Source organism: Myxococcus sp. RHSTA-1-4 (assembly GCF_020037125.1).
In the GTDB taxonomy this organism is placed as follows: Bacteria; Myxococcota; Myxococcia; order Myxococcales; family Myxococcaceae; genus Myxococcus.
The window spans coordinates 1-16,111 of the sequence record NZ_JAIQDG010000070.1 but is presented as its reverse complement, the minus strand read 5'-3'; the positions used below and the strand labels follow the sequence as shown (position 1 = coordinate 16,111).

The following is a 16,111-nucleotide window of genomic DNA, read 5'->3' as shown; positions in this document are numbered from 1 at the left end:
GAGGCGGTGGAAAAGCCCCTGCCCTCCATCGAGGCGCCCGAGGCCCTCGTGCGCGGCTGGGCGGACAGGCCACCGCCCAGCGGTTTCGGCCCGGTGGCGCGGCACTGGCAACCGCGCCTGGGCTGGGCGGGGACGTATGACGCGGCCTGGGTGGAGAAGCGCGCCCCACTCTGGCCTCGGGACTTCGACGAGCGCTTCTTCCACGCCGCTCCCGAGGGCCTGCGGGCTTCGACTCACCTGCGCGGCGGAGAGCCGGTGGTACTGGAGGGCGTCTCTCCCGACGGGCCCCTGGCCTTCACCCTCCCCACGCACAGGCTGCTGGCCCGCTGCACCTTCGCCGGACGGAGGGAGAGGCGGCGCATGGTGCTGGACACGGTGCTGCTGGAGCCAGAGGAGCGCCGGCTCGTCCTCACCTGGCGGGCGACGTTTCCGGCGCACCGGCAGCTGGCCACGCATGAGGTGAGTACCGTGCGGCTCTTGCTGCCCGGGGAGGACGCGCCATGAGTGGAGCGCGGGTGGTGGGACTGGGCCTCTGCACGCCCGTGGGCACCTCGGCGCACATGACGCTGGCGTCGCTGCGCGCCGGCCTCGTGCGCTTCACCCTGACGGAGGTGCTGGACGAGGTAGCAGAGCCCATGCGGGCCTCGCGGTTGAGTCTCCTCGACGACTCCCTCACTCGCACCGAGCGCATGACGGCGCTGGCCCGGCAGGCCCTCGCCGGGGTGCGGCCACTGCTGGAGTCCCTGCCTCCAGGGCGAGTGCCGCTGTACCTCGGATTGCCCGAGGCGGGGCTGGGCGCCCAAGTGGAGCAAGAGGCGCTGGTGGCGGCGCTGCTGGCCGAGACGGAGGGACGGCTGGAAGTCGTGCAGGTGCACGAGGCTGGGCGGGCCTCCTTCTTCGAAGCCCTGGCCACGGCTCAGAAGGACCTGCACTCCGGCCGGGCTGGGGCGCTGGCCCTGGTAGGCGCGGTGGACTCTCTCCGATACTGCTTCCTTGAAGGCGCTGGTGGGCGCGCGGCTGCACCTGGGGCGCCGGAATCCGGACGGGAGGATTCCGGGCGAGGCGGCGGGCTTCGTCGCACTGGCGCGGCCGGGCGCCCCCAAGTCCCTCAAGCTGGAGGCCACGGGCGTCCTGCTGGGCACGGCCCTCGCCGTGGAGCCGAAGCCCTTCTCACAGCGCGGCCCCAGCCTGGCCGATGGGCTGACGGAAGTCCTCCATGCCCTGCGGCGAAACGCGGTGACGGGCTCGCGGCGCGTGGACGCCGTCCTGGCCTGTCAGCCTGGAGACTCCTTCTGGGGCACCGAATTCTCCCGCGCCTACCTGCGCAACGTTTCCCTCATGCCCGAGCCCCTACGCGTGCACGTCGCGGGTGAAGGACTGGGGGACGCCGGGGCCGGCGCGGGCCCCGTCATGCTGGGCGTGGCCCTGCACCAGGCGCGCTGGCGGCAGGCCAGCGCACGCAGGACGCTCGTCTATGGCAGTGCCGACGGTGGGCGCATTGGTGCCTGCGTCGTGGAGATGATTCCGCAGTAATGAGGAGGAACCATGAGCAAGGTCTTCGCCAACGGCCGCTCCATCCTGCACAAGGGCAGCGGTAACACGCACACCTCGGCCGCGCCGGACGTCTGCAAGGTGCCGACACCGGGAGGGCCGGTGCCCACGCCCTTCGTCAATTCGGCCCAGGACTCCATGCTCACCAAGGGCAGCAAGAGCGTCACCATCAATGGACACCCGGTGGCGCTGACCGACTCCGAGTTGAGCATCAGCTCCGGCGATGAGCCGGGAACGGCGGGCGGCCTCATCTCCTCCAAGTTCAAGGGGAAGATGGCCTGGGGCAGCGGCAGCGTGGACGTGAAGATTGAGGGGAAGGGCGTCGTGCGCTTCCTCGACGTCACCCTCCACAACGGCAACTCGTTCAACACCACGTTCATGTCGAATGGGCAGAATGGGACGGGATTCGCCTACGGGGACGACTTCGAAGGGGCGTGCATCATCTGTCAGAAGGACCCGGACAGCCACGCGGTGCCGGAGCATCCAGAAGAGAGCTTCGACATCGCCAACAAGATTCTCAACGACCTCAAGGCGCGCGAGGCCGAATGGGCCAAGGTCAACCAGGATGTTGTAACGAAGGAAGCCGAACTCAAGCGCCTTCTTGAGGGTCCAAATCCACCACCCAGGCAGACGACCCTGGATGCGCGGATGGCGCAAATCCAGTTGCTTAAGGAGAAGCGCAGGGGGCTTGAGAATCATCGTCGCGAGAAGTCAAGTGGGTACATGTTTGGGGTCATGGTGTGCCGCAATGGTAAGAAATTCGCCGCAGTATCGGGTGGCGAGTTACCTGTCGGGTTCAAGGCCATCGCCGAGGCTTATGGTTGCACAGTTATTGGGGAAGCCGCCACGCTGGAGGACTTCATGGCCATCAACCCGAGGTGCGCCGTAGGAGACGCCAATGCCATCGACAAGATGGCCAAGCAGTGGGACACCACGGAGAACAACGTCATCCGAGGTGAGGATGGATACAGTAACCTCCCTGGAACCTGCGCGGGCGCTAAACTCATCGGCAAGAGCGGTCACGTCGCGAACTCGATGACCGAGATGTATTTCTCATTCCCTCGAGCAAAGAAATTGAGCTTCGAGGTGTTCTATCGCGGCCCCGTCAACTACTCTCCGTCTAGGGGTAAGGTTGAGGGGGCTGATGGCAAGGGGCCGGGGGCTTGGAAGCCTCCAAGCGCCGCCGCTATCAATGAGGGAAAGGGCGGCGAGTCTGTCGAGGAGCGTGTCAACATGCGACGCAGGTCGGAGAAAACGGTGCTTTCCTGCCAGTCGTGTCAGGACACGCTTTTCATGGCCCGGTGTGACATCGAGGCGCAGACGTGCGGATGACCTGGTCAAAGCTTCTCGAGGCTCCCCCTCCCTTGTCGATGACGGGCTTGCTCGCGTTCATGGAGCGATGGAAACCCGGCAGCACTCAGGGTTTCGAACCGGCCACGGCCGACCAGATTGCTGCCCTGGCCAAGCCACATGGAGGGCTCGACACACTGCCTCGCGTGTATCGCGAGTTCCTAGAGAGCATGGGCGCAGCAACCGGCGGCTTGCGGTTGATGTGGGGTACGACCTCAATCTCGGTGTTGCTCGAGGATCTTGAGGATCCTCAACGGGAGCGGCCCGACTCTCGCCGCTACCTCAAGTTCGCCATCGGCGAGGACGACTACAACGGTCGCCACCCGGACGACTTCTTCGAACTCTCCCGTCCGACATCCGACGGACGTGACGCGGCGCTCCTCCGCATTCACGAAGAGGACCTGGTGAGCGGCAAGGCTGCAGCTGCGCAGCCCTTCCCGACCTTCTCCGACTTGCTACGCTCGGTAATTGTAGCCCGAGTCAGCTTGGAGGCCGTTCCTCGGAAGCAAACGCAGTACTACAACCTTGGGCCGAATCGCGAGGCGCCGGCCAAGGCCTACGAGTTCTTCACACGTTTGGGATTCTCGCTCACCGAGCTTGGGGCCTCGTCGGCGGTCATTCCTCTCGAGCACCCGGAACGTGGCGCAATCGCTCTTATCAGGGCGCCTTCGACATTGCTCCCAAGAGCGGGTGTTGAGGTCCGTGCGCGTGACAAGACCCAGCAAGCGCTCCTCAATGAAGTAATCGAGGACCACAAGCAGGAGTTGAGCGGTGGTTGACGAGAGTCGCCGTTCACAATGTCTGTGGAGACTACCGGGGACAATGCGTCCCTCGATGGGGCCCTGGGCTCCGGCCGGCGCGCGGCGGAGGCGGTGCTGCTGGATTTGGGGCGCTGCGGCCGCGCTCAGCGCTCCTTCCACGCGCGCTCGTCCGCGAGCCAGTCGTTGAGGAGCGACGCGTCGTTCTCCTCGGCCCACTTCACCAGCGGCGCGAGCTGCTTCGCTGAATAGACCTCCGCGAGGCGCAGCACCACGCTCACCTGTTCGACGGTGTGCTCGAGGTCGATGGACTCGAGGAACTTCAGGTACAGCTCGAGCTGTCCCAGGTCCTGGCGTACGAGCCATTCCACGGCGGCGCTCCCGGTCTCGAGCTCTTCGTGCGTCGCGAGCCCGCCCTCGAGCGCGTCGGTGTTCTCCCGGTTGAAGGCGATGAGCGCGCGTACGAAGGCCTCGGTGGGGGCGGTCTCCGCGCGGCCCAGCGCGTCGAACACCCCACGCTCGTCGAGTACCTCTCCGGCGGCGGTCCTCACCCCGACGCCGAACCATGGGTCGCTGTCTTCCAGTTGCTCGTCGCGAAGCACGGACTGCTTGCCCGTCAGCTTCAGCACCGACGTCCATACGTCGATGGCGCGAGTCAGCTCGCCCGGAGAGGTGTCCTTCACGCCGACCAGCACGAGCAGGGGCTCGAAGTAGCCGGTGTTCGTGCGCGCCAGGGTGAATGAGGGAGTCGTCATGGTGGCGCCTCCGTATCGTGAAGCGGCTCGGTCGTACAGAGAGGAGGCGCGGGTATGATGCCGGGTTCATGTCCCAGCTCACCCTCAAGCTTCGCGACCTGAATCCCGCCATGGTGTTGGCCTGGCGCCGGGCGTTCCTCCACTGTGAAGGCGTAGAGGTCTCCGGCGGCGACATCTTCGAGGAACGCGCGGATGCCATCGTCAGCCCGGCCAACAGCTTCGGCTACATGGATGGCGGCATCGACCTGGTCTACAGCCAGTTCTTCGGCTGGGACCTCCAGGCGCGGCTGCGGGAGCTGCTCCGGAAGGAGCACCACGGTGAGTTGCCCGTGGGCTCGGCGGTCATCATCGAGACGCGCCACGCGGAGATACCCTGGCTGGTGAGTGCTCCCACGATGCGCATCCCCATGGCGGTGCCCGACACGGTGAATGCCTGGCTCGCCTTCCGGGCCACGCTGCGGGCCGTGCTGGCGCACAACGCGGCGAACCCGGCCAGGCCCATCCGCAGCCTCCTCTGCCCCGGGTTGTGCACGGCCGTGGGGAAGATGCCTCCCGAGCGTGCCGCGCGGCAGATGCGTCACGCGTGGAACGTCGTCGTCCTGGGGGAGCCCTGGCCTCCGCCGACGCCAGGACAGACGCTCCAGTCCCACTTCGACCTCATCGGTTGAGCCGCCAAAGCACGGGCCCGTCCCTCCGCTTCACGTAGAGGGGCGGGCTCGCGCGTCTGCTCACGGAGCCGGAGTGGCGGCATGCCCCGGCGGGGGCGTGGCCGGGTGGCCCGGCGGCATGGGCACCACGCGCGCCATGCCCAGGAACGAGCCCGGCTCGCGGCCCTCTCCGGCCGCCGCCGACAGCTTCAGCGAGAGGATGGAGCGCCCCCGGAGGGACACCTCGCGCTGCTCCACCAGCTCGCGCACGGCCACGTCCACCGAGCCCACCAGCTCGCTGCCGCGCGGGCCGTCCGCGTACACCTGGAAGGTGACGCGCTGCTCGTCGAACGCGTTGGACAGGGTGACGAACTCGGAGTCGAAGCCGGTGTAGATGCCGCCGCGGGCCGGCGTCGTCAGGTGCAGGCCGTCCGGGAGCACGGCCTCCACGCGGAGCCGGGGCCGGTTCTCGTCGGGAATGGCCATGGCCATCTCCAGCACCACGTCCGACAGGCCCCGGCGCTCGGCCATCTGCGTCAGCCGGTGGGCGAGCCGGCTGAACAGCGGGCTGGCCACACCGACCCAGGTATTGCCGTCCGGCCGGGTGGGCGACACCATCACCGAGCGCACGGCGATGCGGTACGGCCGGAGCTGCACGCGGTCGAGCTGCTGCGACGCATGGCCGTCATCCTGGCCGGTGTTCACGGCGCCCCGGTAGGCGTTCGCGGCCCCATTCCAGTCGCGATTCGACAGCTGCCGCTCGGCCTGGAGCATGTGGGTGACGTACTGCTCCAACGGGGCCGCACGCCCACCCTGCTTCATGTTCAGCGCCGCGCGATAGCGGTCCTGCGCGAGCGTCCAGTCGTGCCTCGCCCGGGCGGCGTCCCCCTCCTGCGCCAGCCGCTCGTACTCCGCGGTGACGAACTTCTCGTGCTCGGCCGCGATGCCCTGGGCCCAGCCGGCCTGCGAGGCGTCCAGGCTCGCGACGAGCTGCGCCAGCTCGTGGGCCGCGATGATGTTGCGCTCCTTCCGGAAGCCGTCCGCCCGGACGCGCCCGGTGGTGACGATGAGGCGCCGCACCTCCTCGGCCCGGCTCCGGACCTCGGGGGCCTGGGAGAGCTGCGTGGCGCGTCCCATCAGGTCGGCGGCCTCCGCGAACTGCCCGCGCTGCGCCTGCTCGGTCGCGAGCTGGAGCTGCCGCAGCGCCACCTGGGTCGCGGCGTGCGCGCGGAAGGAGGCAATCTCGGCGTTGCCTCCGTCGACGGAGAGCGCGAAGTCCGACTCCGCGAGCGCGCAGTCCCAGTCCTCCACCTGCGCGCAGGCCTGCGCGCGGTTCCGCGCGTCCTGGAGCGCCTGCCCACGGGCCTCGTCGTACTTCGTCTTCAGCTCCGGACTGTCCGGGTCGTTCGCCAGCGCCTGGCGGTATGCCGAGTACGCGCCCTTCCAGTCACCCACCGCGGCGGCGCGGTCTCCCGCCTTCTCGTGACCCGCGCACGCGGCCAGCACGACGGCCGCCATCAGTCCAAGCACCACTCGCTTCATGTCGGGGAGCTCCATTTCCAGATGGCCTGGAGGATATCCGATGCCTGAGCGGGCGGCTGGGCCTCGCCGGAACTGAGTCGGCGGATACCCAGCGCGGTCCGCACGGAGACCGCCGCCGGGCGCACGGGCCAGGGCCTCTCCGCCGCCTCGCGTCGAGGACCGGACCGCGCATCACGTTCGCGCGGCGCGCTGTCCACCTGGGAGCGCAGGGGCCGCGTGGATGTGAAGGGCGGCCTCCTCGCGCCCTCGCCAGTCGCGGGTGGGGTTGTCAGATTCGAAGTGGGGGTCGACATGGAGCAGCCCGAGCGGCGAGAGGTCCTGGAGCAGCGAATCCGTGAGCTCTGCGAGCAGGGGGACGTGGGGCGCGCCGTGGAGGTGGCCCTGTCCGGCTACGGGGCGGAGCTCATGCGGTTGCTGGCCTCCCTCCTGCGGGACACGGAGCGGGCCCGGGAGGCCTACGCCATCTTCAGCGAGGCGCTGCTGATGGACCTGCCCGCCTTCCGCTGGGAGAGCTCCTTCCGGACGTGGGCCCACCGCGTGGCGCGCAACGTCGCCTACCGGCTCGCCGCCGCACCCGCCGGGCGCGAGGTGCCGGTGAGCCATGGCGCCTTCTCCCAGCAGCCCCAGCACGAGTGGTCCCGCACGCAGCCCTGGCTCCGCACCGACGTGAAGGAGCGCATCCGGGCCCTGCGCTCGCGCCTGGAGCCTCGCGAGCAGGTCCTCCTGGAGCTGAGAATCGACCGGCGGATGTCCTGGACGGACGTGGCGCGGCAGCTCTCGGAGCCGGACGAGCCGGCGACGCCCGAGGCCCTCGCCCGCCGGGCGGCCGTGCTCCGCCAGCAGTTCCAGCGCATCAAGGCCCGGCTCCGCGTGCTCGCGCGCGAGGCCGAGCTGCTCTCCCGTGAGTCCTCCACCTCCGCCTGAGCCGCGTTCACATCCGGCGCGGCGTTGCCCTCTTTCTCCACGGTGAGCCATCCGAGGAGACGAGGGGGAATGAAGGAAGATTCGACGGCGGGAGCGGGGCTGCCTCCCAACCTGCGGCCCTTCGCGCGGAGCACGCGCTTCCGGTTGCTGGGACGCATGGGGGAGGGCGGGATGGGCACCGTCTACCGCGTGCATGACCGCGAGCTGCGGCGCGACGTGGCGCTCAAGGTGATGCGGCAGGCGGGACCGTCCTCGCTCCATGCCCTCAAGCGGGAGTTCCGCTCCCGCGCCGGGCTCAGCCACCCCAACCTCGTCCAGCTCCATGACCTCATCGTCGGCGAGGACTTCTGCTGCTTCAGCATGGAGCTGGTGGACGGGGTGGACTTCCTGCGCTGGGTCCGCCCGGAGCTCCCTCCGTCCAGGAGGGCGGCGATGCGCCCCAGGCCGCGCGAGGCGGGCGCCGTGCCGCCGGGGCTCTCCCCCCTGACGCCCGAGGCCGCCGCGCGCCTGCGTGCCGGGCTGGCGCAGCTCGTCCGCGGCCTGCGCGCGCTCCATGCGTCCGGGCTCGTCCATCGCGACATCAAGCCCTCCAACGTGCTCGTCTCGCCCGAGGGGCGCGTCGTCATCGTCGACTTCGGGCTGGCCACGGAGCTCCAGGAGCGGCTCCCCTTGAGGGACGGCTCCGCCGCCGGGACGCTGCCGTACATGGCCCCCGAGCAGCTCCGGGGCGGGCCGCTCACCCCGGCCTCCGACCTGTATGCCGTGGGGCTCGTGCTGTACGAGGCGCTCACCGGCTACCGTCCCTTCCGGGACGAGACGGCCTACTTCCTGACGGGGGATGCGGAGCTGCTCCTCCAGCGCAGGCGCGCCGAGCCACCGCCCGACCCGAGGACGCTCGTCCCCGGCGCGCCGGACGACCTGGCCGAGCTGGCGATGGCGCTGCTGTCCCTCACGCCCGGGGAGCGGCCGGATGCGGACGCCCTGCTGGCCCGGCTGCTGCCGACGGGGGCCGCAGGGGACAACGGCCCGTGGCGCGACGAGCCGCTCTTCGTGCCCCCGAAGTCGTCCTTCGTGGGCCGGGCCGCCGAGCTGGCGGTCCTGGATGATGCGCTCCGGCGCGTCACGCGGCGGGGCCAGCAGCTCACCGTCCACGTCCACGGCCCCTCCGGCATCGGCAAGTCCACGCTGGTGCGCGAGTTCCTCCGGCGGCAGGGCGAGCTGCTCGTCCTCCGGGGCCGCTGCCATCCGCGGGAGGTGGTGGCCTATCCGTCGCTGGACCCCATCATCGACGCGCTGGCCGCGCACCTCTCCACGCTCCGGGGGGAGGATGTGGCGCCGCTCGTCCCGGAGCAGGCGCACGCGCTCGTGCGCCTGTTCCCCGTGCTGGGCCGGGTGTCCGCGCTCCACGGCGCCCCGGTTCCTACCGCGCTGCCGGCGGATGTCGAGCTGCGCAGGCTGGGCATCGAGGCCCTCCGCGAGCTGCTCACCCGTCTCGCGTACCGGGGCCCGCTGGTGGTGTGGATTGACGACGCGCACTGGGGGGACACCGACTCGGCGCGGCTCCTGGAGCAGCTCCTGAGAGACCCGGAGCCGCCCGCGCTCCTCCTCGTGCTCACCTACCGGAGCGGAGATGGCGGCTGCTCACGCCCGGGCAGCGGGCTGAACACGCCCCCGGCGCGCGTCCGGATGCTTCCCCTGGGGCCGCTCGCCGCGGGAGAGGTGCGGGTGCTCGCGCGGCAGTTGCTGGAGGGCACGCGCGTGAGCGCGGACGTGATGCGCTCGCTCGCCACGCAGACCGGCGGCTGCCCGTTCGTGGTGGGCGAGGCGGCCCGGTACCTCGCGTCCCTCGCCAGCCAGGGCGAGGCCATGGACGTCGGGACGCCCCTGGACATCCACCGGCTGCTGTCCGAGCGCCTGCGCGCGCTTCCTCCCGTGCAGCGCACGCTGGTGGAGCTGGCCGCGGTGGCGGGGGTGCCCGTTCCCCGCGACGTGCTGCTGGACGCGGCCGGTCTGGACCCGGGAGGCCGGCCCCTGGTCTCCGAGCTGTGTGATGCGTCGCTGCTCCGGCTCACGTGCGGGGAGCGTGCGGAGACCGTGACCCCGTACCACGACTGCACGCGCGAGGCGGCGCTCGCCGGGCTCAGGGACGGGGCTCGCGCGCGGCGGCACCGGGGACTCGCCGAGGCGCTGGAGCGCGCCGGCTCGGAGAACCTGGAGCTGCTGGTGGCCCAGTGGCTGGGCGCGGGCGAGCGGAAGCGCGCGGGGGGCTACGCGGTGCGCGCGGCCGGCCGCGCCGCCCACGCACTGGCCTTCGACCACGCCGCGCGGCTCTATGAGCAGGGCCTCGCGTTGCTGGGAGACAGCGCGGACCGGCCGGGGCTGCTGGAGCGGCTGGGCGACGTGCTCGCCAACCTGGGCCGCCGGGTGGACGCGGCGGCGCGCTACCTGGAGGCGGCGGAGGCGCTCGGCGGCGCGGAGGCCGGGAGGGTGCGCACCCTGCGTCGCCGCGCCGCGGAGCAGTCCATCCAGTGCGGCAGGGTGGAGGAGGGCTGGCGGTTGTTGCGCGCGGTGCTGGAGGAGGAGGGCGTTCCCGTGCCTCGCACCCGGCGGCAGGCGCTGGTGTCCGCCGCCTGGTACCGGCTCCGCTTCCTCAAGTCGCACCGGGAGCCGGAGCCCCGCGCGCGCAGCCAGGTGCCTCCCGAGGAGCGGCCGAGGCTGGAGGCGCTGTGGACCGCGGCCACCAGCTTCGCGCAGGTGGACGCCGTGCTCGCGGACGCGTTCCGCATGAGGTACCTGCGGCGTGTCCTGGAGGTGGGGGAGGCATCCTCCGTGTGCCGGGCGCTCGCCTTCGAGGCCGCCATGGAAGCGCACCTCAAGGGCGGCTGGATGGACAGGCATTGCCTGAAGCTGCTCGGCCAGGTGGAGCGGCTGGCCCGCTGGACGGCGGATGCGCGCGACGAGGGCTGGTCGCTGCTGGCCCAGGCCTCCCGGGCCTTCACCCACGGCCAGTGGCGCGAGACGGTGCGGGTGTGCGAGCGCGGTGAGGCCGTCCTGCGGCGGCGCTGTACCGGCGTCGTCTGGGAGCTGGACATGCTCGCTGCCCACCACCATGGCGCGCTGGCCATGCGCGGCGAGCTGCGGCGGCTCGGCGAGCGGCTGGAGCGGTTCCTCGAGGACTCCACGCAGCGCGGGGACATCTTCGGAATCATCGAGAGCTGCCTGGGGGACTGCCTCCTGCCCTGGCTCACGCGCGGCCAGGGCCCCCGCGCGTGGCGGCTCGCGGAGCGGGCGCTGGAGTCACTGGCGCGGGGCTCCGCGGGCGGGGAGGACTGGAATGACGCCACCCGCGTGGCGCACGCCCAGCGCGCGAGCTACTGCCTGCTGCTGGCCCACGTCCACACGGCGCTGTACGAGGGCCGTCCGTGGAGGGCGTGGCGGGAGGTGCAGGCCCGGTGGGCCGGCCTGTACCGCGCCACCCCGTCACTGCGCTTCTACGACGCGCATGTCCGGCACGCCCGGGCGCGCGCGGCGCTGGCCGCGGCGGAGCAGCTCGAGGAGCGTCAGCCGCCCCCCGTGGGAGTCGAGGCACGCTGGACGCGGCGGGCGTTGCTGGCGGATGCGCGCGCCCAGGCCCGGCGCATTGGCCGGGAGCACCTGCCGATGGCGGCGCCCCTCTCCGCGCTGGTGCGCGCGGGCGTGGCCCGGCTGGAGGGAGATGGGGACACGGCGCGGACGCTGCTCGCCCAGGCCCTGGTGGGCTTCAGTCGGGCGGACATGGCGCTCCATCGGGAGGTCACCCGGTATGCGCTGGGCGAGCTGACGGATGGGCCCGATGGCGTGGCGCACCTGGAACTGGCGGCGGCGTGGATGGAGGACCAGGGCGTCGTGGACATGCAGGCACTGGTGGCCACGCTGGCGCCCGGCCTGGGCGTCCGCCCGGGCTGAGGGGACTACAGGTCCGGCACCAGTCCCGGCTAGGCTCCGGGGCGCCTCCTTCCGGACCTTTCATCATGAGCGACTCCCCGCCGCCTCCCGCCGCCCACTACCGTCCCGACCTGGACTGGATTCGCTTCGTCGCCATCATCCTGGTGCACGTCCACCACGTGGGGCTCATCTACGGGCCCTTCAAGTGGATCGTGAAGAGCCCCATCGAGCTGACGTCGCTGAAGGGGCCCATCCTCGCCGCGGGGCAGGTGCGGCTGCCGATGCTGCTGCTCATCTCCGGCGTGGCCACCGCCTACGCGTTCCGCCAGCGCACGGTGGCGGGGCTCTTGGGAGACCGCGCGAAGCGGCTGCTGATTCCGCTGGTGTTCGGCATCTTCTTCATCACCCCGCCGCAGATCTACATCGAGCGGCTCATCCAGGGGCGCTTCCAGGGCAGCTACCTGGAGTTCTGGCCGTCCGTCCTCGAGTTCGTGCCGTGGCCCGCGGGCAGCCTGAGCTGGCACCACCTCTGGCTGCTCTGCTACCTGTTCCTCTACAACGTCGTGCTGCTGCCGCTGTACGCGTGGCTGCGCAGCGCCAGCGGTGAGCGCTTCTGCGCCCGGGTGGAGGCGTGGCTGCTGCGAGGGGTGAACCTGTGGCTGCTGTTCCTGCCGCCCGCGCTCAACCGCCTGTGGCTGTACGACTACCCGCCGACGATGGCGCTGGTGAATGACTACTGGCTGTTCAACCACCTGCTGCTGTTCTTCATCATCGGGAACTTCTTCGGGCGCAGCCCGCGCCTGTGGGAGCACCTGGTGGAGAAGCGCAAGGTGCTGACGGTGTCGGCGGCCGTCACCTGCGGCGTGGCGTTCTTCCTTCCCTTCCAGTTGTCGCGGGTGCCGCACACCCTGCTCATTTTCCTGGCCGGGTGGTGCTTCATGCTCGCGGCGCTCGCCTGGGCCCGCACGCTGGTCACCACGACGAGCGCCTGGCTGAAGTACGCCCGAGACAGGGCCTTCCCGTTCTACATCCTCCACGAGATGGTGCTGGTGGTGATGGCCTACCCGCTGCTGAAGCTGCCGCTGGGCGGGTGGACGAGCTTCACGCTCGTGCTGGTGTCGACCATTCTGGGCACGTGGGCGCTGACGGAGGTCTTCTTCCAGGTACCCTTCCTGCGGCCCCTCGTCGGCCTGAAGTTCCGCCGCACGCGCCGGGCGGCGGCCGTGGAGCCCCAGTCCGCCATCAGCCCGCCGGCCGTCTGAGGCGGCGGGCGAAGCGAGGCCGCGCGGGCGGGTGAAGTCCGGAAGCCGGAGCGAGGCCGCAAGGCGCCGCTCCGGCTCATCTCCGCATCCGCGCGCTCGCGTGCGCGGGGGGAAGCGCTGAAGCCGGAGCGAGGCCGCGCGGCGCCGCTCCGGCTCATCTCCGCATCCGCGCGCTCGCGTGCGCGGGGGGACGCGCTGAAGCCGGAGCGAGGCCTCGCGGCGCCGCTCCGGCTCACCTCCGCGTCAGCTCGCCTGCGTGGACGCGGGCGGCTGCGGGGCCGCGGGCTCCTGCACCGGGGCCTGGGCCACGGCCGCGTTGGTGGGGCCCTGCGCGGCCTGGGCGGCCACCTGCGTCAGCAGCCCCGTCATCCGCCGCGCGAAGCGGTTCGGGTCGGAGATGGTGCTGCCCTCGGTGAGCAGCGCCTGGTCGTGCAGCAATTCAATCCACTCCGTCACCTGCGCCGCGTCCGGCTGCCGCTCGTGCACGGCCTTCAGGTGGGTGATGACGGGGTGGCTCGGGTTCACCTCCATGATGCGCTTCACGCGCGGCATGCCCATGCCCTTGCCGCGCTGCGCGAGCAGCCGCTCCAGGTAGGCCGGCGAGCCGCCCTCCGGCACCACGAGGCACACCGGCGAGTCCGTCAGCCGGTCCGACACGCGCACCTCGCGCACCGAGTCCTTGAGCACGTCCTTCATCCGCTCGGTGAGCGACTTCAGTCCTTGCGCGTGCTGCTCCTGCTCCTTCTTCTGCTCGTCCGTGGACTGCAGCTTCAGGTCCGCCTGGAGCGCGGACACCAGCGGCTTGCCCTGGAACTCGCGCAGGCCCTGCGCGGCCCACTCGTCCACCGGGTCCGTCATGTAGAGGACCTCGAAGCCGCGCTGCTTCAGCGCCTCCAGGTGCGGGCTGTCCGCCACCGCCTGCCGGGACTCGCCGTAGATGTAATAGATGGCCTCCTGGCCCTCCTTCATCCGCGACACGTAGTCCGCCAGCGAGGTGAGCCCCTCCTCGCGCGAGCTCTCGTAGCGCAGGAGGCCGCCAATCTTGTCCTTGTTCTCGGACTCGATGGCCAGGCCCTCCTTCACCACCGTGCCGAACGACTTCCAGAACTCGCGGTAGTCCTCCGGCTTGTCCTTGGCCAGCTTCTCCAGCAGCTCCAGCGACTTCTTCACCACGTGCTTGCGGATGGCGCGCACCACCTGCGAGTCCTGCAACAGCTCGCGCGACACGTTCAGCGGCAGGTCGTCCGAGTCGATGACGCCGCGCACGAAGCGCAGCCACTGCGGCACCAGCTCCTCGCAGCGGTCCATGATGAAGACGCGCTTGACGAACAGCCGCACCCCGCGCTGCTGCTGGGCGTTCAAATCGAACGGCGGGTGCTTGGGCACGAAGAGCAGGCCGGTGAACTGCTGGTGGCCATCCGTGCGGAAGTGCGTCCACGCCAGCGGCGCTTCCCAGTCATGCGTCAGGTGCTTGTAGAACTCCTGGTACTGCTCGTCCGTGATTTCGGACTTCGAGCGCTGCCACAGGGCGCTGGCCTTGTTGACCACCTCCAGGGCCGTCTCCGTCTTCGCGTCGTCCCCCGTCCCGGTGGTCTTCTTCACCTGGAGCTTGATGGGGTGGCCCACGTAGTCCGAGTACTGCGTAATCAGCGTGCGCAGCCGGTACTCCTCGAGGAACTCCTTCTGGTCCTCCTTGAGGTGGAGGGTGACGGCCGTGCCGCGCGTCGCGCGCTCGGCGGGCTCCACGGTGAAGGAGCCCTTGGCCTCCGACGTCCACTTCCACGCCGGCTGGTCCTTGCCGGGAGCGCGGCTGACCACCTCCACCCGGTCCGCCACGAGGTACGCGCTGTAGAAGCCCACGCCGAACTGGCCGATGAGCTGCATGTCCTTCTGCCCGCGCTGGGACAGGGCCTCCAGGAACTCGCGCGAGCCGGAGTGGGCGATGGTGCCCAGGTTCTTCACCAGCTCGTCATGCGTCATGCCGATGCCGGTGTCCTCGATGGTGAGGGTGCCCTTCTCCGCGTCGGGGATGACCCGCAGCTCCAACGCCGGGTCGTCCGCCAGCAGCTCGGGCTCCGTAATGGAGCGGAAGCGCAGCTTGTCGAGCGCGTCGGACGCATTCGACACCAGCTCGCGGAGGAAGATCTCCTTGTGGCTGTAGAGCGAGTTGATGACCAGGCTGAGGAGCTGATTGATTTCAGCCTGGAAGGCATGGGTTTCCCGCTGGGGGGAATTCTCGACCGTCATGTGGAAAAGGCCTCCGGGCGCCCCGTGGGGCGCGAGCGTCGCCTTCCCCATAACCATGGAAATGGACGTGTCGAGGGCAGGGGCCCGGAGGTCTGTCCGCCGGCCGGGCGGGCCGCCGCGCCCCCGGGTTTCTCCTACCCGTGACTACGGGGTGGGGCGGGTGTGCTGGTAGTTGTAGCCGAAGTTGCTGTCCCAGTACGTCTGCCCGTTCACCTCGTAGCGGACGTAGAAGAGCAGCACGTTGCCGGAGATGGCCGGGATGTGGGCCTGCCAGCGCTCCACGCCCTTGGCGTTGGGGCTGGAGATGTAGGAGTAACCGTAGGTGTAGCCGCTGACGTACTGCGCGGGTGCCTCGTGCGAGGTGGCCCAGCCGTCCGTGGTGTAGACCACCGTCACGTTCTTGGAATAGGCGAGGTTCTGCACGTCGATGCTGACGTCCAGGTCGCCGTTGTCGCGCCAGTAGCTGGCGTCCACCAGGACGTGGGTTCCGTTGAGCAGGGGGCCGTCGTTCCGGCCGAGGTGGTAGTTGGCGCCGCCGTTGTTGTCCCAGTACGACGTGCCGCCCACCACGAAGCGCGGAACGAACTCCAGGTCGCGGGTCGGCTGCGGGTCCGTGCCGTAGCTGGCGTACTGCTTCGTGACCTTCCAGATTTCGAAGCCGTTGCCGGCGGGGCCCACGTAGGAGCCGGGCAGGTCCACCCAGGTGCCGTCCGGCTCCTTCTGGTGGACGTAGACGAACTTCTCGTAGGCCAGGTTCTTCACCACCAGGGTGTAGGTGACGTCCTGCCAGACCATGCCGTAGCGGCTGCCCACGCTGCTGTGGGCCCTGAGCAGACGTACCTCGTCCGCGGCCAGGGCGGGCGTGGAGGTGAAGCCGAGGACGAGCCCGGCCAGCACGGCCAGCAGGGCGCGCCGGCGAGGGGCGGAAGCGGTGGTGCGGGGTGTCTTCGTCATGGGGGAGGTTCCTCTCGCGAGCCCAGGCACGGAGCCGGGCACCGGGGACCCTGGGTCATCCAGGGCCCGCGCATGTTGACAGCCCGCTCCGACTTTCGTCGCGCCGCGCCTGCTCAGCGCCAGGGCGATCGCATCTTCCTGGCAGTTTGGGGTAGGAGTTACGCGGAGTTACCGGGTGGGTTGGACAGGAGTGGGGG

At 70.3% G+C, this 16,111-nt stretch carries 12 protein-coding genes; 8 read left to right on the top strand and 4 right to left on the bottom strand.

Annotation, left to right across the window (positions count from 1 at the left end; translation table 11 throughout):
- From K8638_RS43740 to K8638_RS43725, 4 genes are all read left to right on the top strand, one after another.
- The coding region (locus K8638_RS43740) for a DUF2169 domain-containing protein (RefSeq protein WP_223760733.1) at positions 1 to 504 on the top strand (504 nt) is incomplete at its 5' end.
- Positions 505 to 993: 489 nt separating this feature from the next.
- Positions 994 to 1,533: a hypothetical protein gene (locus K8638_RS43735; protein ID WP_223760732.1), complete on the top strand. Its 540-nt coding sequence runs from the start codon at positions 994 to 996 to the stop codon at positions 1,531 to 1,533.
- A gap of 12 nt (positions 1,534 to 1,545) precedes the next feature.
- Positions 1,546 to 2,883: a DUF4150 domain-containing protein gene (locus K8638_RS43730; RefSeq protein ID WP_223760731.1), complete on the top strand. Its 1,338-nt coding sequence runs from the start codon at positions 1,546 to 1,548 to the stop codon at positions 2,881 to 2,883.
- Positions 2,880 to 3,680: a hypothetical protein gene (locus K8638_RS43725; protein ID WP_223760734.1), complete on the top strand. Its 801-nt coding sequence runs from the start codon at positions 2,880 to 2,882 to the stop codon at positions 3,678 to 3,680. Before K8638_RS43730 ends, K8638_RS43725 begins: the two co-directional genes overlap by 4 nt.
- A gap of 125 nt (positions 3,681 to 3,805) precedes the next feature.
- Here K8638_RS43725 and K8638_RS43720 read toward each other — a convergent pair whose 3' ends face one another.
- Positions 3,806 to 4,414 carry a hypothetical protein gene (locus tag K8638_RS43720; RefSeq protein ID WP_223760730.1) on the bottom strand — a complete coding sequence of 203 codons (609 nt, stop codon included), beginning with the start codon at positions 4,412 to 4,414 and terminating at the stop codon, positions 3,806 to 3,808.
- Between the two features lie 68 nt (positions 4,415 to 4,482).
- On the opposite strand from K8638_RS43720, the gene K8638_RS43715 reads away from it, so the two are divergent.
- Positions 4,483 to 5,082 (top strand): macro domain-containing protein, encoded by a 600-nt coding sequence (locus K8638_RS43715; protein ID WP_223760729.1) that lies wholly within the window; start codon positions 4,483 to 4,485, stop codon positions 5,080 to 5,082.
- Positions 5,083 to 5,142: 60 nt separating this feature from the next.
- On the opposite strand, the gene K8638_RS43710 is transcribed toward K8638_RS43715, so the two are convergent.
- Entirely contained in the window at positions 5,143 to 6,603 is a 1,461-nt protein-coding gene (locus K8638_RS43710) for a hypothetical protein (protein ID WP_223760728.1), read from the bottom strand.
- 291 nt (positions 6,604 to 6,894) lie between these two features.
- On the opposite strand from K8638_RS43710, the gene K8638_RS43705 reads away from it, so the two are divergent.
- The 3 genes from K8638_RS43705 to K8638_RS43695 all read left to right on the top strand — a co-directional run bounded on the left by K8638_RS43705 (position 6,895) and on the right by K8638_RS43695 (position 12,713).
- Positions 6,895 to 7,527 (top strand): RNA polymerase sigma factor, encoded by a 633-nt coding sequence (locus K8638_RS43705; protein ID WP_223760727.1) that lies wholly within the window; start codon positions 6,895 to 6,897, stop codon positions 7,525 to 7,527.
- 69 nt (positions 7,528 to 7,596) lie between these two features.
- On the top strand, positions 7,597 to 11,472 hold the full coding sequence (locus K8638_RS43700) for a serine/threonine-protein kinase PknK (protein ID WP_223760726.1): 3,876 nt from the start codon (positions 7,597 to 7,599) through the stop codon (positions 11,470 to 11,472).
- Positions 11,473 to 11,537: 65 nt separating this feature from the next.
- Positions 11,538 to 12,713, top strand: coding sequence for an acyltransferase family protein (locus tag K8638_RS43695; RefSeq protein WP_223760725.1), 1,176 nt, complete (start codon positions 11,538 to 11,540; stop codon positions 12,711 to 12,713).
- A gap of 243 nt (positions 12,714 to 12,956) precedes the next feature.
- Here the strand turns inward: K8638_RS43695 and htpG are convergent, their stop codons facing one another.
- On the bottom strand, positions 12,957 to 14,960 hold the full coding sequence (htpG, locus tag K8638_RS43690) for a molecular chaperone HtpG (protein ID WP_223760724.1): 2,004 nt from the start codon (positions 14,958 to 14,960) through the stop codon (positions 12,957 to 12,959).
- Positions 14,961 to 15,104: 144 nt separating this feature from the next.
- Positions 15,105 to 15,914, bottom strand: a complete 810-nt coding sequence (locus K8638_RS43685) for a carbohydrate-binding protein (RefSeq protein ID WP_223760723.1) — start codon at positions 15,912 to 15,914, stop codon at positions 15,105 to 15,107.
- Between the last annotated feature and the right edge of the window lie 197 nt (positions 15,915 to 16,111).